Origin of the sequence: Nostoc sp. (assembly GCF_036917155.1) — a bacterium.
Lineage (GTDB): Bacteria > Cyanobacteriota > Cyanobacteriia > Cyanobacteriales > Nostocaceae > Nostoc.
Genome location: NZ_JBALDZ010000007.1, coordinates 1 through 20,085, shown reverse-complemented (window position 1 = coordinate 20,085; position 20,085 = coordinate 1). Strand labels below are relative to the sequence as shown.

The following is a 20,085-nucleotide window of genomic DNA, read 5'->3' as shown; positions in this document are numbered from 1 at the left end:
AGATGGATCTGCTTGTGTGTTTAATTGCTGTAACTTCTTCACACATTAGATTTTGCCCGATTTCAGCAATAATTTACCCCCATGAACGATTACCAGATATCATCCTTTTAGATATCAAGATGCCAGAAATGGATGGCTATCAAGTTTGTAAAACTCTCAAAGCGGATGAGGATTTACGCACTATTCCCATCATTTTTGTTAGTGCTTTAGATGATGTGTTCGATAAAGTCACCGCCTTTGAGCTAGGGGCAATAGACTACATCACCAAACCCTTTCAAATGGAAGAAGTTGTAGCGCGGATAGAAAATCAATTAACCATTCAACGCCAGCAACGGCTTTTAGAACAAGAAAATATTAAGCGTAGGGAAACCGAAGAAATACTGCATCAGTCGAGGGCAATGCTGGCCAGCATTTTGAATAGTTCACTCGATGGTATTGCTGCTATGCAAGCTGTTCGCAACCCCGCAACCGGGGATATTGAAGATTTCCGTTGCTTAGTTATCAACCCAGTCATTGCCAGAGCGTTCGGCAGTAACCGTGAAGAGATGATCGGCAAATCGATACTCAAAAAGTTCCTAACCAGTTTGAAACCAGAACTCTTTAATCACTTCGTTAATCTTGTCGAAACAGGTGAACCTTTAAAACGGGATTTTTACTATCCATTAGGTAATTCTTGCTGGTATCATTTTGTGGCAGTAAAGCTAAGTGATGGGTTTGCTATTACCATACGCGACATTACAGGACGTAAACAAATTGAACTGGCTCTCAAAGATGCAAATCAGAAACTAGAACAACTGGTAAATGTAGATTGTTTGACTCAGGTGGCTAACCGTCGCTGCTTTAATGAACGACTGCAAGCAGAATGGAAACGCCTTGCACGAGAACAACAACCCCTGTCACTGATTTTATTCGACGTTGATAAATTCAAACTTTACAACGATTACTATGGTCATCTTGCAGGCGATGATTGTCTAATCAGGATAGCGCAAACAACACAACAGACAGTTCATCGTCCTGCTGATCTTGTGGCGCGTTACGGCGGAGAAGAATTTTCGGTACTCCTCCCCAATACTGACTTAGCAGGAGCAATCAAAGTAGCACAAAGTATTCAGCAAGTAATTCACACTCAAGCTATTCCCCATGCAAAGTCTGATGTCAAGAATATAGTCACACTCAGTTTAGGTATTACTTCTCTGATCCCCACTAGGGACATCAAGCCAGATATACTCATCGCTTTAGCCGATAGGGCTATGTACAATGCCAAACAAGAAGGACGCGATCGCTATTGTACTAATTGAGATATTTTTTACAGACGACTTAATTTTTTCTGGGTATTTACCCAGTACTCATAGATATGTCAACTTATTGCCTCTCACTTAATTAATTCTTCACACAATCTGTATTATGTGCATAGTTCATCAATCCCTAGTTACTGGCTGAACCGATAATTTATTTGTGCCTAAAGTCATGATCAGATTCATGACTTTTTTCATTAGTCCTTTTGTCAAAAATTTATATAATAGTCGTATCCAATCAAAGGTTAACTTGAGATATTAAACCCAAAAATCAGACATTTTTACCGTTATATTTAGATATATTTTCCGGATACATTTGAAAATGCAAGTATTAGTTAATAGAGATAAAATAGAGCTATTAACTATGCCTTGTACATCCTATTTATTAGTCTGGACTTTACTATTTACTTTGCTAAATCTTAATTATAAAATACAAATAGATAAATTATCCCAGACCCTATATCCTACTTATAAAACACAACAGTTATTTTCAGAAACTACCAAATCTAACACTTCCAGTAACCCTGTACCTTATAGAGGCGGTGGACGTAGAGATTTAATTGAACCTTTCAACGGGTCGCGCCAGGATTCCTCGACTTCGGCGCAGCAAGTCTCTTAGGAATGCAATACTGCTCGGATAAGCAGGGGAGGCAGGGGAGGCAAAACTCCTCCCCTGCCTCCATTTCTCCCCCTGCTCAAGAATAGCTTGCCTCAACCAAGAAATTCCAAAACCTACGCAGTATTGCTTAGGAATGGCGCTCCGGGACTCAATACTGGGGACTAGGAAGAGTTTTCTTCTCGCGCTGTGCCACGACGCTCGATGACTCGCTAACGCTGCGCTATCGTTATAAATGTTTTTATTTCATTCCATAAATAAATTTAGGGGCTTGTGACCATTTTCCTTTTTCTTTATGAGTGCCTTTTTACTTTTTACTTTTGCCTTGTTCGGTCACCAGTTCACTTAGTTGGAAAACGTTTCAAATCTTGTAAAACTGCGGTGGCTGATTGATAGCGATCGCTAAAATGATAGCAAACCATCTTATCTAAAATTGCCCCTAATTCTTCACTCACTTGCACCGTTTGCCGCCACATCACATTCCCCGTTTCTGGATCTGGATGAAGTTCTTGCGGTGGTATCCCAGTTATGGCTTGAATAGCAATCATTCCTAAAGCATAAATGTCACTGCACAAGCGGGGATGACCAGCAAATTGTTCTGGAGGTGCATAACCCCGCGTCCCGATGGCTACTGTGGCTAATTCTGTTTGCTCACTACTTGATGGTTGCATCAATTTTACAGCACCAAAGTCAATCAATACCAGCCGATTATCTTCAGCGCATCTAATAATATTAGTCGGTTTGATATCACGATGAATCACTCGATGCTGATGAACAAATTCTAGAACTTCTAAAACTTCTTTGAGCATCTGCATCACAAATGATTCGTTTTGCATATTCTGCACAGGTGGTAATTCTTCACTTAGGGTATGTCCCTCAATATATTGTTGAATTAAATAAAATTCTTGGTTGTCTTCAAAATAAGCAAGTAGTTCGGGAATTTGATGATGTTTACCCAAAGATTCTAAAATTTCAGCTTCACTATTAAACAACCTGCGAGCAATTTGCAAAAATCGTGTATCTTGGCGGGCTGGCATTAACTTTTTAACGACACAAGTAGGATTACCTGGTCGTTGAGTATCCTGTGCTAAATAAGTGCGACCAAATCCACCAGCACCAAGAGTTTGAGAGATTTTATAGCGTCCACTCAACAGCAAATCACCTGATTTTATTTCTGGTAAATCAATTGGGGGAGGGAAGTCAATAGACGAGTCGGGAACTGCCGTTTTGTCTTCTAAGAGGACATTTAATTGGGCGATCGCTTCTTGTTGTTTTTCAACTTGCAGAATAATTATCTGAGTTTGCCGCTGATTTTGGTAGCTAGTATAAGCAATCACACAGATACTACTAATTACGAAGGCAAGAGCAGAAGGAATTAACGGCACCCATCCGGCTTGCAAAAACAAAGCAACACAGATTAATACTAAGCCAAATAGAGTTATCGTTCCCACCACTAGCAACAGCAGCGGATTTTGCCACCGCCATGCTAAAAAACTACCTAAAAGCGACCAACCCCATACCCAAAGAAGTTCCGCCCAGTTTGGCCAATACCAAATTAGCGATCGCCCATCCAACACTGTACTGATGAGTTGACTTGCTATTTGTGCATGAATAAACAGAGCAGGCATTCTGGCTGGTTGGTCTGGTAAAGCGCTGTAGGGTGTATAAAAGCCACCTGGAGGCATATTAGCTGCTGTAGTGCCAATAATTACAAGACGGTCTTTAATTAAGCTGGGATTTACTCGACCACTAAGAACATCTCTAAGGGTTACTTGGTCGGCGAGGCTGTTGGGGTGACGGTAATTTAATAATATTTGATAGCCATCTGCATCCAAATGTTGGTAGCCACCAGAATTAGGTTGTAGACGCGGGAAGAGAGTTTTACCTAACTGAAATTCTCCTTTATTAGTGAACTGGTATTCAATACCTTGTTTTTCCAGGTAATTAATTGCTATTAGCGCCCCAAATGCAAATGATGTTGTACATTTCTTGTCTGTAGAGTTAGCAAATAACAAAGTGCGACGGATAATTTGGTCATTTTCATTATCAGCAACCACATCGCTAAAACCAACATTATCTATAGCGACATTCGGTGGTGGTGGAATTTCATCTCTACCCAAGCTGCTGAACAAGCAAGTGCTGATGATGTTATCTTGATTTGGGAAATTAGCCGCCAAATTATTGTCTTCTGGTTGGAAAATATATAAACCAACAATTCGCGGTTGATAAGACTCTATTTTCTTTAACAGCTGATTGATTGTCCGATGTGATAGAGTCCATTTCTCTCGTTTGAGATCCTCATCAGTGATTTTTACTAGCAAAATCCGCCGATCGGGTGCTTCTGCTGGACGCGATCGCAATATCTGGTCATAAACTCTCAACTCCCAAGGCTGTAACCATTTGAGTTGCCGAACTCCCCAGATCAAGGCGGTAACTCCTACACTGGTAACAAAAATAATTTGCAACCAGCTTTTGCTCTTGGAAGTTTCACGAGAATCCTGAACTTTGACAAGGGGGACACGGAGTTTTTTTAATAGTCCACTAATCACGGCGTTGGGGCGGTACCCTGAATTGGGTAGATGTTGCAGGCGCAGAAGTTAATTTTCGGAATCTAGGTTAAAAGCTAGTTAACCTAAGCTTTCTATTAATGTAGCAATTTACTCGCTGGTTAGAAACTTTGGCGTATTCCTACTTTTAAAGCAAGCTTACGCGTAGCGTCAACTATAAAATAAAACAAGCGCTAATCATCTGTTTGAGATATTTGAGCATCTTCAACAGAACTAGCAATTGGAAAAGAAATCGGATTAGTAGATGAGGTTAGTGAATCTAACTGAGGTTGTTCGAGTGATGCTTCAATGCTTGAATCAGCAAAATAGGAGCCTATGATTTTATCATAGTTAGAAGCAACAGCTAAAAAAGCGCCACCCAAAATATAGATAGGTAATGGCAGATTAAATTTTTGCAACCAGTCAAACAGTTCCGCCAAGGCAAATAGCACCAAAAAGCAGGCAAGCCAAACCCTCATATTCTCATTCCCTGGATTGAAACAACTCTATTACTAGCTTAAATAGCTTGCATAATAATTGATGTAGTACATAATCAACAACTTACCAAGCCCCTTCGGGGCGGGAACAGGGAACTCTTAACAGGGAACAGAAAAAAAATTAGCCCCGAATACAGGGTTTAAAGCCCCTAAATTTATTTATGAAAAGAGATAAAAATATTTGAAACGAGATGGCGTCAGCCACGATGTTTCAATGTGTCCTTGTACAAATCCCCTGATTTTAATTATGGGGATTTCCCTGTTGCCTGTTGCCCGTTCCCTGTTCCCTTTTAAACCCTCTATAAACCTAGATAGGTGCAGTCAGAGTTATAAGGAATATGCCGAAAACCCTTGAGGAACAGGCGCATAGCGCCGTATTCCGTACTTCAGGCTGCGTGATGTTCGCCCTTGGCGTCTCCCCTTGGGAGAAGGCTGGCTGAGTCCTTTAGGACTCCGTGAAGTTTTGTTTTGCCTTGATTGTTAGTTTATGCCAAGCATGATAGCATAAATATGTAGTTGGTTAGGTCGAACCGATGATAATTTACGAGTTCAAAGTCAAAGGGAAAGACAGGCAATATCGTGCAATAGATGATAGACTTCTAGTCTGTTCGCGTAGCGTGCGCCTTAGCGCAGGGCGATCCGCCAAAACAGGATGTCTACGAGAACCCATGTTTGCCCCCATTGTGGCTACGTCGCGGATAGAGATTTAAATGCTAGCATCAACATTTTAAGACTAGGACTGAGTACCGTAGGGCATACGGGAATTTACGCTACAGGAGATTTGCCCTCTTGGGCGATTGGCGCAAGCCTGTTGTCTAACGGCGAGTCGATGAATGTAGAATCCCCGTCGCTTTAGCGCGGGGAGTGTCAAAGCATCTGCTATATTGCATCATTCATCAGAATTCAGTTGGGTATTCTTATCGAAAAAGCGCATGAATAATCAGCGTTTAATGACTCTTGATTACCCTAAGAAAATGCAGAATTTAAAGGCGCATTAGCTTAATTTTTTGAGGTATAAAGCCTAAAAGGGACGACTACCTGCAAGGCTAACCCGCTTCAATACTCGTCGCTCATTCGGATCAAATGCTTGACGGTAATGCAAGGTAGCTTGATTATCCCAGTAGACAATATCACCTACTGACCATTTGTGTTGGTAGTAGAACTTGGGTTGATTGAGATGTTGCCTTAACTGTTCAATTAGTTTAGATCCTTCTTCCGGCTCTAACCCAACAATTTCCACTTCTGTAGCAGCATCTAAATAAAGATGTTTTTTACCACTGTCTGGATGTGTCCTAACTAAAGGATGTGGAAAGATCGGACTGATTAAAGGAATATTCTTATCTAAACGATACAAAGAGCGGGGTGCATTCCGGTCTCGCAAAAATGGGTTGTAGGTAATTAACTGCAAATCTGCAATCCGTTTTTTGGTAGCTTCATCTAATGCTTCATAGGCCAAATTGGTGTTTAACCAATAAGTATCTCCACCATGAGTTGGTATTTCTAAAGCATAAAGAAGTGAACCACTAGATGGGGTAGGAGTCCATTTGTGGTCAGAATGGAAAGTTAATTCTCCAGTACCGGTATAGCCACCATCGACGTTGGAAATCGGAATCACTACCGGAGTTTCTCCTGGTTTAGAAGCCAATACTGGAGTTTCATCAGATGGTACAAAGAGTGCGCCAAAGTATAGAGAAAAGTTCAAAAGTTGTTGGTCGGAGAGCTTTTGGTCTTTGAAGATTAAGATGTGGCGATCGCGCAGAGTTTCCTTAAGTTGTAAGATAACTTCAGGTGCGATCGCTTGACTAGCATCCAGATCGGTAACGATAGCTCCCAAAGGGGCATCAATAGACCTAATTTTAACTTCTGTCAAAGTCGAAGTAGACATAATATTCTCCTGTGTTTTAGTTTCTTCTTGAGGATAACTACTTAGTCGCTAACACATCTGAAGGAGTAATTTTGGCGTACTCTTCAGGTGTCAGAAACCCTTCCTTAACATTCACCTTCTTGGGGATAAGTCCTAAGCTGTACCACTTGTCTGCAACTTCCTGTTGCTTGGTAATAGTTTTATCAGTAATTGGTAGCAACCCATAGTCATATTTATCATGCATTATTTCTAGAGTCGGTGGGTCTAGCTGAGTTACAGGAGCGAGTAATTGTGCAACTTCTTTGGGATGATCCTTAGTCCAGATTTCTGTCTTTTGTAGCTCCTCTAGAAACACTTTAATCACGTCAGGATGAGCCTGATAAAATTGGCGTGAGGTTGAGTAAAAGTTGCCAGTATCCCGCAACTTACCACCATCTGCTAAAACACGAGCTATTTTCTTTTCTACATTTCTGGTAACGAATGGCTCCCAAATATACCAAGCATCCACCTTACTCTGACTAAATGCCGCATTTGCATCTGGCGGTGTGAGAAAAACTGATTGGACATCGCTCAGTTTTAGTCCGGCATCTTCTAATGCTTTAACTAATAAGTAGTGACCAATGGAGGCTTTTTGGAAAGCTACTTTTTTACCTTTCAAATCAGCAACACTTTTAATCGGAGAGTTCACCGGAACTAAAAGTGAAATAGCTTTACCACTGGGGCGTGTAGTAGATAGATAAACAAGAGCCGCTCCTGCTGCTTGCGAAAATACAGGAGGCGATTCGGCTGTAGATGCGATATCTAGTCCATTGGCATTCAGAGCTTCTAGCTGTTGTGGCCCAGCGGCAAATTCAGGCCACTGTACTTTAAAACCCAGAGGCTCTAATCGCTTTTCCAAGGAACCCTGTTTTTCTAGAACTGCTAAAGCGGAAAGTTGTTTTGAACGTACAATTCGCACTACTTGCTTCTCTGTTGACTTCTCTGTAGTGGATGAAGCTACAGATTCAGGGGAAGCTGCTGACTGCTGAGTGTTATTTTTGGCTTCACCACAACTCGATAAGACTGTCGATAGCATTAAGCAGTAGCCTAAAACAAACAACAAGGAACGACGTGTTGTTCTCTGACTTTTCCTGAATTCAAACTTTCCTTTTAAAGCTGGCATGGGTTGTTTTATTTATTCCTTATCCGTGGTCAGAACGATTATGATTAATTGCGATCTAAATAACCAAAAAAACTCTTGATTATTAATATAATTGAAAATTAGACTAATTAAATATTTTTTCTATAATTAAAAATATCTATCAATAAATCACGATATTTATTCATGTCAAGCTATTAGGATCATTGCCATAAAAATTATGTCAAGCTATTAAAAGCAGTACAGCACTGTTGATCATAAAAAGTGCTGTACAGCCTCCAAGAATTATGACTTCTCTTTTACAGCTATTTTCAGGTAAATAGACCACGCGGTAGGGGCACAGCATTGCTCATTGGTGTCAACTTAACGGAAAATGGGCGGTTAGAAACCGCGTCTATACAAACAAAACCCACCTCCGTGGGTTTCAAATCCTTAATTTGACTTTTAGTCCGCGGAGGCGGACAATGCCAGTGTAGCCGCGAATTCTATTCGCCAGGTCTTCGCAGGCAACCATGACTTTCTGTAGCTTCTGAACATGATTCAATGTAATTTCTTGAGGTAAGTGGATATTTTTAGTTTTTATTTTTGTTGGACTGAATTTTATCGAACAGAATTCAGTAGTCAGGAGTCAGAATTCAGAATGAATATGATTTTTTTATGTCTGAAGTTAGAAAAGAGAGTGGGTATGACCCACTCTATAACGACTCGAGGAACTGAGAATTTAAGAGTTAAGAGGAAAAACTTAGAAAGTGGAGTGAGAAAGACCCACTCCAGAGTGGTGCTAGTGGAAGATGGAAATTTGTGAATGAAACTCTGTTTTATTCGTGTTCAATTTTGCTAGTGCTTCCAAGCGACTAGAATTGTAGCTTCGAGTTCTTCTGTAAAATGTCCAGACGGCTCAACTGCTAGTAGCGCTTCTCTAAGATCCTTTTCAAATTCTGGAGCGTTATCGCCATAGAAAATTTTGAGTGAGAAGGCTGTAGTGTATAAGTAGCCAAGATAGCTATCGACAGTCCAAGATTTTTCAAATGGCACTTCATAGGTTTCTTGACGAGCAAAAGCCGAATTGCCAATTACAACTTCATGGGGAGGATCGACTGGCTTACGAATACCTTGTCCTCGTTGTCCAGTCCGTCGCTCATCACCTAACCATTTTTTCACTACTCCAACAGCAGCTTGTTTCCAAGGTAGATTGCTTTCCCAAGGGTTATCACCAGTCTGAAGCAGTGCTAATGCACCATCATCAGTTAGCAATTCATAAAGGCGCTCAAGCACTAGTTCGCGTTCCATCCAGTGGAAGGCTCTACCAATTGTGGTTAACTTAAATTTCCCTAAACTAGAGTCGATTAACTCTGCTCCTTGTTCTAACCAAGTAATATTATCTGCTCCGACTGCTGCTGCTTGTCGTTTAGCTTCTGCAATCATGTCGGGATCGGGATCGATCGCCACAACTTCTTCAAATTTGGTTCGTAGGGGAATTGAAATTAATCCTGGGCCAGTACCTAAATCAAGGAGTCGTCCTTGACCATTGAGATTAAATATTTCGGTTAGTTTATCGAATACAACCGGTGGGTATTTGGTTCTATATTGAGCGTAGCCCTCTGCGGCTCCCTCAAATAAACTTGGGTCGTAGGTAGGAAGTGTTTTTAGTTGAGTCATATCAATTTTGGATTTTGGATTTTAGATTTTGGATTTAGGTAAGTAAGGTGGAGATTAAGAAAGTCCACCTTACAAGACAGCGAGTAGACACCTAAAACGCCTCAGTAAGTCGGTGCAATTAAAGTTAACTGGTGGGGGCTGTCATTTGTCATTTGTCATTGATAAGGGTTTTAAGCCTATTCACGTTTCGTAATATAATTTGGTTTGTTTCCACCGACTTACTTAGCACGTGAATGGGAAAATAGGGAGGAAATAACCAATGCCCAATGCCCAATAGCCTAAGAATATTGGGTGATGACGGGTAGCTGATCGTTGAGTACCCAATCGCCGATCGCACGCAATTTGTAATCTACAGGATCGTGGAGGGTAAAGGTTCGCAAATCTCGCCAGTAACGATCAAATCCATATTTGGTTGCTGTGGCGCGAGTTCCCGTAACTTCAAAGATGCGGTTGGTAATATCTATACCTACACGGGTCGCTAATGCCTTGGCTGCGGAAACTGCGATCGCAACTTCTCCCCTCTCTTGATGAGTGAGTTCTGCATCCTTGTCCCAAGCTGCTTGCACCTTCTCGGCGGCTTGGTCAGCTAGTGCGATCGCAGCTTGAATTTCAAGCCAAAAATCTCCGTAATGATGCAGAATATAGGGGTCTTGAGTAGCGCTATCTACTCCTGATGTGATCCACGGTTGAGTAGTAGTTTTAGTATATTCACGAGCGGCGGCGAAGGCTCCTTTAGTAATTCCCAGATAAACGTTGGTTTTTGTTAGCTGGGCAATAATCCCAAGAAAAGTTGAGAAGGCACTATCAGGAGGATTTGGTGGCCCCAAAATCTCATCTTTCTCTACTAAGACATTATTAAATGTATAACTACCGCTATCAGTACGACGTTGCCCGATGTTATCCCAATCGTGATTAGAAACTAACCCTTCTCTGTCTTTGGGAATTATGAATATGAAGGGCAATTCTACGCCATCTTCTAAAGCGGAGAATACCCGATAATCGGCAACGGAAATACCTGTACCAAAGCTTTTAATACCATTAACCCGAAAATTCTCACCTTCTGGATTAATTTTCAGTCTAGTATCCTTTGTATTAATGGCATTTGCCCAAAATAAGTTATGTTTAGCAGTTTCTCTATAATATTTTTCCTTTTGGGCTGGTGTGCCGGAAACGTGACCCAAAGCTGTCAAATTGAGATGATTACCATATAATTGACCAATTGAACCATCTGCTTTTGATAACTTTCTGACAATTTTTAAGGCATCAATCCAAGTTGCACCAATGCCACCATATTGCTTGGGTACAACCAGTGATAGCAGTCCACTCTCACGTAGTTTATTAATTTCCTCTTCTGGAACTCCGGCTTTAGCATCCCGTTCAACTGCCGATTGAGCAAGTTCCTTGGATAAAGAAGTTGCTAGGTCGATGTAATCCTTTGGTTTTGTAATATCTAGCACCATAATCAAATCACCTTTTATAATTTGTAATTCGTAATTCGTAATTCGTAATTAAGGCAAACACAATTACTACAAACAGTTTTTAATTCGTTGCTCTATGAATGTGAGACAAAACATCCTTTCCTAATGCAGAATTTAGGAGAAATGTAGAGTGGGCAAGGCCCACGCTACAAGTGAACAGAGGAAATGGAACATGGAACGTTGTAATTGTTCTTAGTCCTTTGCAAATGACTAATGACAAAGGACTAATGACAGTTATTTCTTAGCCGCTAAATATTCATTTGCGGCTTTCTCAACACCTGTACCCTTGAAGAAGTCTTGATTGAGACTGGTGTACAACTCCAAGGGATGGATTGAGAGGAAGTAGCGGAGGTCTTCTTCGGTAATGATTTCGTGTTCTGCCATTGAGTAGGCGTTGGCAGTAACGGCGGTGATATCAGGGACATCCCAGTGACCGGAATCGGAACCCAAGAAGGCTTTAACTCTGTCGCCAAAGGGATTAGCTGCACGATTAAAGGCTTGAGATACACGGGTATCGTCTGATTCTGTACCGAAGTAGAAATGATTCAAGAAGCGATCGCGCACATCTTCTGGCTTCTCAATTCCTGCGAGTTCAAATTCATCGAGTTCGCCTGGATCTTCTGGTGCCAATAATTGATGGTGGAATCCTAAACCGTCACCAATTTTATCTAAGCGTCCATCTACCAGTTCGCCACCGTAGCGGGTGTACAACTCAACAAGTGCTTCCTTGTCGATAATAGCAGGATTGTTATTTGACAACAAATGTTGTTTGTTGCGGGTTTCCCAATGCCAAATAATATCAGCGTAGAGACTAGCACCCCAAGCTGAACCACCTTCTAAGAAGGCAAACTTTAATTGTGGGAAGCGGCGAGTAACTCCACCAAAGAACAGCGATTTGCATAATGCTTCGGCTGCAAAGGCAAAGTGATTAATGTGATTGTACTGGGCGTTGGTGACAGAACGCTGAGTTGTCCAACCTTGGCTAGAAGCGTGAGTTGTGGGTACAACTTTCAGTTCTACGCACTTAGCCCAGAATGGATCGTAATCATACTCGCTATCTAAACCAAAGTTATCAATCCAAACCACTTCGTTAGCCACTTCTTTGCCATACTTCTCAAAGGCAGGAATTGGACGACGGACGTAACCGGGGATTTGAATTGCTTTGAGTCCCAGAACATTCACCGCATATTCCAATTCTTCAATCCCTTCTTCGGGAGTGTGTAGGGGAATTGCCGCGATGGGTGTTAAGCGATCGCTATAAGGGCGGAAAATGTCAGCATGGTACTGGTTAACTGCCCGACAAACAGCCCGCCGCATTTCTTCGTTGCCGATATTTGGGGCCAGCGTTGCCAAGTTGGGGTACACCACGGCAAAGTCTGTACCTGCTTCTTGCAAGCGTTCGTGCAGCAACTTGGGCAAGCTAATGGTAGCCAAATTCAAAGTATTTTTGGTGGGACGACCCCACCAGTTAGGGCGATTGGTACGATAAGCAAAACGTTCTTCCCAACTTTGCTTGTACCACTTAAAACGGGAAGATCCTGGTAAATTCTCTTTGAAACGTTCTACAAGTGCAGTTCCACCAACTTGTTCTAAATAATCTAAGACTGCTGGTTCAAATTCCTGGGTATGTACATCGGTGTCAATGATTGGATAACCAAGTTTTTCACGAATTTGAGCAGACCTGGTTTTTTGTGGACGGTCTAGAGCAATCGTCATGATATTTTACCCTAATTATTCAAATGTTTATGGGCATTGGGCATTGGGCATTGTGAAGACTTAATATTTATAACTCCAAACTCCAAACTCCAAACTCCAAACTCCAAACTCCAAACTCCAAACTCCTAACTCCAAACTCCTAACTCCAAACTCCAAACTCCAAACTCCAAACTCCTAACTCCTAACTCCTAACTCCTAACTCCTAACTCCCTTTCCCAGCCAAAAACTCATCTGCGCTTTTCTCAACAGCCGTACCTTTGAAGAAGTCACGATTCAGGCTGGTGTACAACTCCAAGGGATGAATCGATAGGAAATATTGCAAATCTTCTTCGGTGATAATCTTGCGTTCTACCATTGAATAGGTATTAGCAGCGATCGCAGTAATATCAGGTACATCCCAGTGACCAGAATCGGAACCCAAAAATGCTTTAACGCGATCGCCATAAGGATTAGCTTTCCGGTTAAAAGCTTGAGCTACACGGGTATCATCTGATTCTGTACCGAAGTAGAAATGATTCAAGAAGCGATCGCGGATATCCTCTGGCTTGGTAACTCCTGCTACGGCGAATTCATCCAAATCACCTGGTTCTAGGGGAGAAACTAAGTCAGCGTGGAAACCTAAACCGCTACCTAGTTGATCCAACCGACCATGTACTAGTTCACCACCATAGCGGGTATAGAATTCTAGCAGTTCTTCATAATTAACATTGCCAGGATTATTATTTTCCACCATATGGTCTTTATTGCGGGTATCCCAGTGCCAAATCAAATCGGTGTACAAACTAGCACCCCAAGCTGCACCTCCTTCTAAGAAAGCAAACTTGAGTGTGGGGAAGCGGTGAGTTACACCACCAAAAAACAGAGATTTACATAGTGCTTCCGCAGCCGATGCAAAGTGACCAATATGGTTGTATTGGTAATTGCTAATGGAACGCCGATTGATCCAACCCATACCGGAAGAGTGGGTGGTGGGTACAACTTTCAGTTCTACGCACTTCGCCCAGAAGGGATCGTAATCATATTTACTATCCAAGCCAAAGGTGTCAATCCAGATGGCTTCGTTGGCTACTTCTTCGCCATACTTCTCGAAGGCGGGAATCGGGCGACGGATATGTCCGGGGATTTGAATTGCTTTGAGTCCCAGCACTTTCACCGCATATTCCAATTCTTCGATCGCCTCTTCGGGCGTATGCATGGGGATGGAAGCAATGGGTGTTAAGCGATCGCTATAAGGGCGGAAAATATCAGCGTGATAAGTGTTAGCCGCCCGACAAACAGCCCGCCGCATTTCTTCATTACCGATGTGCGGGGCCATCGTTGCCAAATTGGGGTACACAACGGCAAAGTCTGTACCAGCTTCCTGTAAGCGTTCGTGGAGTAACTTTGGCAAACTAACGGTAGCTAAATTTAAAGCATCGTTAGTGGGACGAGTCCAGAAAGGAGGGCGGGCGGTGCGGTTAGCGCGGCGTTCATCCCAAGATTGCTTAAACCATTTAGAGCGAGATGCACCAGGTAAGTGTTCTTGAAAACGTTCTGCGATCGCAGTTCCAGCAACTTGCTCTAAATAGTCCAAGAATGCTGGGGGAAATTCTTGGGTATGCACATCAGTATCGATGATCGGATAACCCAGTTTTTCCCGAATTTGAGCAGACTTGGTTTTCTGTGGACGGTCTAGTGCAATAGTCATAGCATTTTACCTAAATTTGTAAATGGATTGCTCAAAAGGAAAGAGCCAGTAGAGAAACAAAAAGCTTTTGAACCTGAAAGTTGAGCCTTTGAACATGGAATTTGAGCTTTTGAACCTGGAAGTTGAGCCTCTTACTTAACATGGAAGTTGCACCTTTGAGCCTGGAAGTTGAGCCTTTGAGCCTAGAAGTTGAGCCTTTGAACCTGGAAGTTGCACCTTTGAGCCGGAAAGTTGCACCTTTGAAAGACTTAATTACAAAAATTTGTTTTTCTTGCTCAGAAAAATTACTAATTTCTGCCTCCTCATCTCCCCCATCTCCCTCATCTCCCTCATCTCCCCCACTCCCCACTCCCTATTTTTCAACAGCCCAATCTGTTAATTTAAAGTCCGACTTTGCTAAACCCTGCGAAACTAAAAATTTCTTCGTCCCCTCTAAAAGTTTCACTCCTTCGGCTGGTAATGGTTCTTCTGATATCTGTTTGAGTGGTAACGATACTTTGATGATATCGAGGGGATATTTAGTAATTTGGGCGTGGTACTGATAATATTCTTCAGAATTAGCTTTTAAATCCTTGGCTGCTTCTGTCAGGATTCCATTAAACTTCTGCGGGAAATCAGGTTGTTTCGCCAAAAAGCTTTCGGTTGCTACAACTAATGATGTCCCTGACAAACCCTGATGATTCGCCGAAGAATCAATCACTGGAAACCCTTGTGATTTCAGAAAAGGCCCTAGTTCGCTTGAGGTTGCATAAGCTGCGACATCACCACGTTCTAAAGCTGCTTTTGCCTCAGTAGTCATTAAGTGGACAATTTTTACATCCTTGGCAATTTTACCTTCAGCTAATAGTCCCAGTAGGTATCGATGCATATAAGAGCCTTTTTGGGTAGCTATTTTTTGACCCTTAAGTTCAGCAAGCGATCGTGGGCCATTATTTTTCGCTACTAACCAGGCGGTTGTATTAAACTGAGTGATCCTTAGCAGTCGTGTTTGCTGACCCCTCGCTCTCAAAACTATGGCTGGTGTATCGCCTAAAGAGCCAACATCTAATTGTCCTGCGACCAACGCCTCATTTAGATCCGGCCCGTTAGGAAATCTTGCAAAAGTAATGTTTTTGAATCCTGCTTGTTGCAACTCACGATCTAAAATTCCTTTTTTCTTTGCCCAACCAAGTGGCCCTGTAGGTTCTGAAGTACCTACATAACCTATACGCAGGGTAGAAACGCTATTAGATGCAGCAACAGCGCTAGCATTTTTGGTATTAATAGCCTCAACAGATTGAGCAGATTTAGTTTCCCCTTGGCTACATCCTGTAGTTAGTAGCAGCAGGACACAAGCTATTGAGGTTGATAATTTGGCAGTAAATTTATTTTTACTAATAGAACCTGTTCCTATTGGAAACGACAGCATCACTTTTTTCTCCGCTGTATTATACGCCGTGTGCAACTTTCTCTCATACCTAACCCCCAACCCTGTTTTACCCCACCCTAACCCTCCTCTTATAAAGGGGAGGGAACTGGATTTCTTGTTTCCCCCCAATAAATACATCGGGGGGATTAAGGGGGGTAATTTAATTTGTGTATACACCGTAGCCCTGTGGGGGAGAGGAATGGAAGTAGGGTTCTAAGGATAAGTTGCACATTGCGTTACTATTTCATCTGCTTCAAAATTTGGAATGTTTCATCGGCTTTTGCTGTTGAGGTGCGTTTATGTCCCCAACCAACGTTTTCACGGTAACTACCTAATAGCCCAATTTCTATTAGTTCTGCTTCGTTGACTGAAGTTTTTATATCACTTTCTGGTGCGACATAAAGGGCATCAACTGGACAATACAATTCGCACATATAACAGGTTTGACAGTCACTCTGTCGGGCAATGGTTGGCGGCGCATCTGGCACTCTGTCAAACACGTTGGTTGGACAAATATTCACGCAGATATTACATTCTATGCACCGCGACTCGCTGACCAACTCAATCACACTGCTGCTCCTATTTTGGGTTGTGACTTTTCTGCACTATATAAAGGCTGACTCTTCACCCAGACTTGATCTAATCCGCCACTAATTAGGTAATGTTGCTGATTAGCATCTTGTTCTGGATAGTCTAAATGTCTGTGCATTCCACGAGTTTCTTTACGTTCAATGGCACTGCTGTACATCCACCGCGCCGTAGCTACCATCGCCGCAGCTTCTCGCGCCTTGGGAAGCTCTTTCTCTGATGTTACCTGGCTACTGCGAAGTTCTTGCCAAAGATGATTTAATCTACCCAAAGACTCGGTTAAGCCTTGTTCTGTACGGAAATAGTTCTTTTCGTAGGGGAATACTTCAGCTTGGACTGCCTGAATAATTTCATCAGTCGCTAAGGTGCGATCGCTCCCACTATGTAATACTACTTCTCCAACTCCCAAAACTAGCCGTTGAGTTTTATTTTCCCCTAAACTACGGGTATATTCAGCAGCCGATTTCCCTGACCAATAACCAGAAGATATTGCCCAAGCCGCATTATGACTACCACCGCCAGTAAATCCGCCACAAATTAGTTCCCGTGTTGCTGCATCTCCAGCCGCATAGAGTCCCCGTACAGAACTGGCACAACTCTCATCAACAATCCGAATTCCCCCCGTTCCCCGCACAGTTCCCTCTAAACGCAGAGTCACAGGGAAACGTTGGGTAAATGGGTCGATACCTGCACGGTCAAAGGGTAAAAAGAAGTTCGGCTGCGCTAAACGCATAGATGGCCGCATCGATTCTGCCGCTTTGTCTATGATGGCGTAGACTGGCTGTTGCAGTAAGGTTTCAGCGATTACTGACCGCCGATGAGAACTTGCCCCCGGAATTACACTACCGTCTTCGTAGGTAAAAGTTGCCCAATTATAAAACAGGGTTTTGGTGACTGAAGAAAAGGCGGGGGAGATGCCGTAAGCGTTGGAAAATTCCATACCCGACATCTCGGCTCCTGCTTCTGCCGCCATTAGATAACCATCCCCTGTCAGGACGTTGCATCCTAACGCTTTACTGAGAAATGCACAGCCACCTGTCGCAATAATCGTGGCTGGCGATCGCACTATCCATTTCTCACCTGTCTGACGGTTCACACCTGTTGCACCAGCAACAGCACCATCATCATCTACCAGTAGTTCTAAGGCGGGGCTGTTGTCTAAAATCTTGACTCCAGCGCGTTGAATCTGCCGCCGCATCAGCCGCATATATTCCGGCCCTTGCAGCGATCGCCGGTAGGGTTTGCCTTCATCGTCGGTAGGGAAGGGATAACCCCACTCTGCTAATTTATTGACGTTTACATAAGTCTGATCCAGTACCCGATCCATCCAATTGCGATCGGCTAAAAACCCACCCAGCGATTCCCGACTCGCCTTCGCTGTTTCCCGTGCTTCTGGGTTGGGTGGCACATACCACACACCATTCCCAGATGCAGCAGCGCATCCAGTTGTGCCACAATATCCTTTATCAACGAGGATCACCCTAGCTCCACTTGATGCAGCACTCCATGCCGCCCAAGTCCCAGATGGGCCACCTCCAATCACAAGCACATCTGCTTCTAAGTCGAGTTCAAAATCGGTTGTTAACGTCTTGATCATTTGCCATTTCCCCCCATCGATAAAGTCTTAAGCATCAGGTCTTCACCCCATCGATGCTGCAAAATAAATATTTAGAAATCTAGCTAGCAGCCTGAAATTACTGCCTCTCAAGACAAGTTGTCACTAGATTAACATCATAAATACTTTATCTTGATCGATAAACCGTAGTTTCTAACATAACAAAGCTTTTCACAGTTTTCGAGAAAAAGCAAGTATTTTAACAAACAACTTCAAACATAAAGTTATGTAAAATAAATTTTTTTATCCCCCTCAAGGGGCTTGCTTTTTATAGTCCTTTGTGCCAACATCCAAGTATTAGTACGCAAAATACTTAATTTCGATAGACTTACCGTTGTTTAATAAATTTTTCCAAACAAGAGCTAGGAATCCTATTCCGGCTCCAAGTATCTACCTACCAATGTTTTTTAGAATTTGAGCTTAGTGAAAGTAGCTAAACAGCTTATTAGCTGTTTAGCGTCTAAATTTTATAAATTCTGAAATCTTAGCTATTAGTCTGTCAATAAATAATTGATGGATAAATCTCTTGTAGAGACGGCGATTTATCGCGTCTCTCTAGTTGGTTACGCCCAACTGGGTTTTTAGTGTTCCAGCGCTAAATCTTTGCAACAAATGAATCGGTCGTAGGGACGTACATCTCCTGGATTTCTCACCACATCTCATTACTTCACCCGCGAAGGGAGCAGGGGAGCTTGTGAGAAATGCGGGATCTGTACGCCCCTACTTGGAAACCGAAGAAATTCCAACAATTATATATCAATACGGTTCAGTTAAGGGCGACTGGCAAAAATTTTGGGTTTTCGAGACGCGATAAATCGCCGTCTCTACAAGTGTTTTGGTCTTATCTGAACTGTATTGAATTATATATACGGATGTTCGCTCTTCCACAAGGTCTTGTAGCTACCAAAAAAAGATTGAGCAGCGGAATTTAGTTGATATTGTGTGAGGAACAAACAACCCATGTCTAAAGTTTTGTGGAATTATTTGCTAGTGATTCCAGCTTTGTTTGGTGGACTCGTAGCCCTGTCTTCAGCAACAACTGCATCTGAAGCAGAAAATACAGCACAGCCGACACAGCAAGCAATACCAGAGATTACCCCAACCGGCATTACTCAGAAGACTTCATCGAATGCAGAACCATTGGGTAACGCAGTAAAATTGCCAGTTTTAGGTGTTCATAGCGATCGCACAGAGCAAGTTACATCTGTTTCACAACTCTCTGACGTTCAACCTACAGATTGGGCCTTTCAAGCGTTGCAGTCTTTGGTTGAACGCTACGGAGTGATTGCAGGATATCCAGATGGCACATTTAAAGGTAATCGGGCATTGACTCGTTATGAATTTGCCGCAGGCTTGAATGCAGCCCTCGATCGCCTCAACGAACTGATTGCTACTAGCACCGGAGATTTAGTACGAAAAGAAGACTTAGCTACTCTGCAAAAACTGCAAGAACAGTTTGCCGCCGAACTTACTACATTGCGGGGACAGGTAGATGCCTTAGAAACACGTATTGCTAAGTTAGAAGCAACTCAGTTTTCTACAACTACCAAACTACAAGGTCTTGCACAATTCTTTATCGGTGATACTTTTGGCAACGGTGTCAATAGTAATAGGGATAACACCAACGTCTTTTTTAGCTACCGTGCTACACTTGCCCTGCAAACTAGCTTTACTGGTAAAGACCAGTTGACCACTAGTTTAACGGCAGTTAACGTTCCAGTTTTGTCAGGCGCAGTTTTTCCTGGAGGAACAACACCCCTGACAGGAACTCCACAGACTCGGTTTAATGTTGAAAGGAATACTTTTTATACGGACGGTTCTGTTTATCTTGACAGATTGTTCTATCGCTTCCCACTTGGAGCTAAAACTACTGTTTGGATAGGCCCCCTAGCTATCTAATTGGTATACAAAGCAGGTAAGCTGATATTACACCTACCATCGGTAAAAAATTAGTGATAGTAAAGTTGCCTCGCCATCG

General features: G+C 42.6%; 15 protein-coding genes and 1 pseudogene. 4 read left to right on the top strand and 12 right to left on the bottom strand.

Going from position 1 to position 20,085, the window contains the following annotated elements; all coding sequences use genetic code 11:
* Both V7K67_RS00975 and patX read left to right on the top strand, forming a co-directional pair.
* The coding region (locus tag V7K67_RS00975; RefSeq protein ID WP_335164861.1) for a GGDEF domain-containing response regulator at nucleotides 1–1,298 on the top strand (1,298 nt) is incomplete at its 5' end.
* A gap of 319 nt (nucleotides 1,299–1,617) precedes the next feature.
* Nucleotides 1,618–1,914, top strand: coding sequence for a heterocyst-inhibiting protein PatX (patX, locus tag V7K67_RS34260; RefSeq protein ID WP_442943734.1), 297 nt, complete (start codon nucleotides 1,618–1,620; stop codon nucleotides 1,912–1,914).
* 338 nt (nucleotides 1,915–2,252) lie between these two features.
* Here patX and V7K67_RS00970 read toward each other — a convergent pair whose 3' ends face one another.
* The gene (locus V7K67_RS00970; protein ID WP_334733706.1) at nucleotides 2,253–4,460 is read right to left on the bottom strand and encodes a CHASE2 domain-containing protein; all 2,208 of its coding nucleotides are present in this window, start codon (nucleotides 4,458–4,460) and stop codon (nucleotides 2,253–2,255) included.
* Between the two features lie 191 nt (nucleotides 4,461–4,651).
* A complete protein-coding gene (locus V7K67_RS00965) occupies nucleotides 4,652–4,936 on the bottom strand; it encodes a hypothetical protein (protein ID WP_334733705.1) in 285 nt (94 codons plus the stop codon).
* A 670-nt stretch (nucleotides 4,937–5,606) separates the two neighbouring features.
* On the opposite strand from V7K67_RS00965, the pseudogene V7K67_RS00960 reads away from it, so the two are divergent.
* Nucleotides 5,607–5,810: pseudogene (locus V7K67_RS00960) on the top strand (zinc ribbon domain-containing protein); the annotation flags it as partial.
* Between the two features lie 165 nt (nucleotides 5,811–5,975).
* Here V7K67_RS00960 and V7K67_RS00955 read toward each other — a convergent pair.
* The 10 genes from V7K67_RS00955 to V7K67_RS00910 form a co-directional block, all read right to left on the bottom strand.
* The gene (locus V7K67_RS00955) at nucleotides 5,976–6,839 is read right to left on the bottom strand and encodes a TauD/TfdA dioxygenase family protein (protein WP_335164858.1); all 864 of its coding nucleotides are present in this window, start codon (nucleotides 6,837–6,839) and stop codon (nucleotides 5,976–5,978) included.
* A 37-nt stretch (nucleotides 6,840–6,876) separates the two neighbouring features.
* The gene (locus V7K67_RS00950; protein WP_335164856.1) at nucleotides 6,877–7,980 is read right to left on the bottom strand and encodes an aliphatic sulfonate ABC transporter substrate-binding protein; all 1,104 of its coding nucleotides are present in this window, start codon (nucleotides 7,978–7,980) and stop codon (nucleotides 6,877–6,879) included.
* Nucleotides 7,981–8,793: 813 nt separating this feature from the next.
* Nucleotides 8,794–9,615, bottom strand: a complete 822-nt coding sequence (locus tag V7K67_RS00945) for a class I SAM-dependent methyltransferase (protein WP_335164854.1) — start codon at nucleotides 9,613–9,615, stop codon at nucleotides 8,794–8,796.
* A gap of 278 nt (nucleotides 9,616–9,893) precedes the next feature.
* Nucleotides 9,894–11,075: an acyl-CoA dehydrogenase family protein gene (locus tag V7K67_RS00940; protein WP_335164852.1), complete on the bottom strand. Its 1,182-nt coding sequence runs from the start codon at nucleotides 11,073–11,075 to the stop codon at nucleotides 9,894–9,896.
* 252 nt (nucleotides 11,076–11,327) lie between these two features.
* Nucleotides 11,328–12,809, bottom strand: a complete 1,482-nt coding sequence (locus V7K67_RS00935) for an amidohydrolase family protein (RefSeq protein WP_335164850.1) — start codon at nucleotides 12,807–12,809, stop codon at nucleotides 11,328–11,330.
* A 202-nt stretch (nucleotides 12,810–13,011) separates the two neighbouring features.
* On the bottom strand, nucleotides 13,012–14,496 hold the full coding sequence (locus tag V7K67_RS00930; RefSeq protein WP_334734017.1) for an amidohydrolase family protein: 1,485 nt from the start codon (nucleotides 14,494–14,496) through the stop codon (nucleotides 13,012–13,014).
* 31 nt (nucleotides 14,497–14,527) lie between these two features.
* Nucleotides 14,528–14,845: a hypothetical protein gene (locus V7K67_RS00925; RefSeq protein WP_334734016.1), complete on the bottom strand. Its 318-nt coding sequence runs from the start codon at nucleotides 14,843–14,845 to the stop codon at nucleotides 14,528–14,530.
* Nucleotides 14,846–14,848: 3 nt separating this feature from the next.
* A complete protein-coding gene (locus V7K67_RS00920; protein ID WP_334734015.1) occupies nucleotides 14,849–15,904 on the bottom strand; it encodes an ABC transporter substrate-binding protein in 1,056 nt (351 codons plus the stop codon).
* Nucleotides 15,905–16,143: 239 nt separating this feature from the next.
* Nucleotides 16,144–16,473, bottom strand: coding sequence for a 4Fe-4S binding protein (locus tag V7K67_RS00915; RefSeq protein ID WP_334734014.1), 330 nt, complete (start codon nucleotides 16,471–16,473; stop codon nucleotides 16,144–16,146).
* Nucleotides 16,470–18,089 carry an FAD-binding protein gene (locus V7K67_RS00910; RefSeq protein ID WP_334734013.1) on the bottom strand — a complete coding sequence of 540 codons (1,620 nt, stop codon included), beginning with the start codon at nucleotides 18,087–18,089 and terminating at the stop codon, nucleotides 16,470–16,472. Before V7K67_RS00910 ends, V7K67_RS00915 begins: the two co-directional genes overlap by 4 nt.
* A 978-nt stretch (nucleotides 18,090–19,067) precedes the next feature.
* On the opposite strand from V7K67_RS00910, the gene V7K67_RS00905 reads away from it, so the two are divergent.
* The gene (locus tag V7K67_RS00905) at nucleotides 19,068–20,006 is read left to right on the top strand and encodes an iron uptake porin (protein ID WP_335164846.1); all 939 of its coding nucleotides are present in this window, start codon (nucleotides 19,068–19,070) and stop codon (nucleotides 20,004–20,006) included.
* The last annotated feature ends 79 nt before the right edge of the window (nucleotides 20,007–20,085 follow it).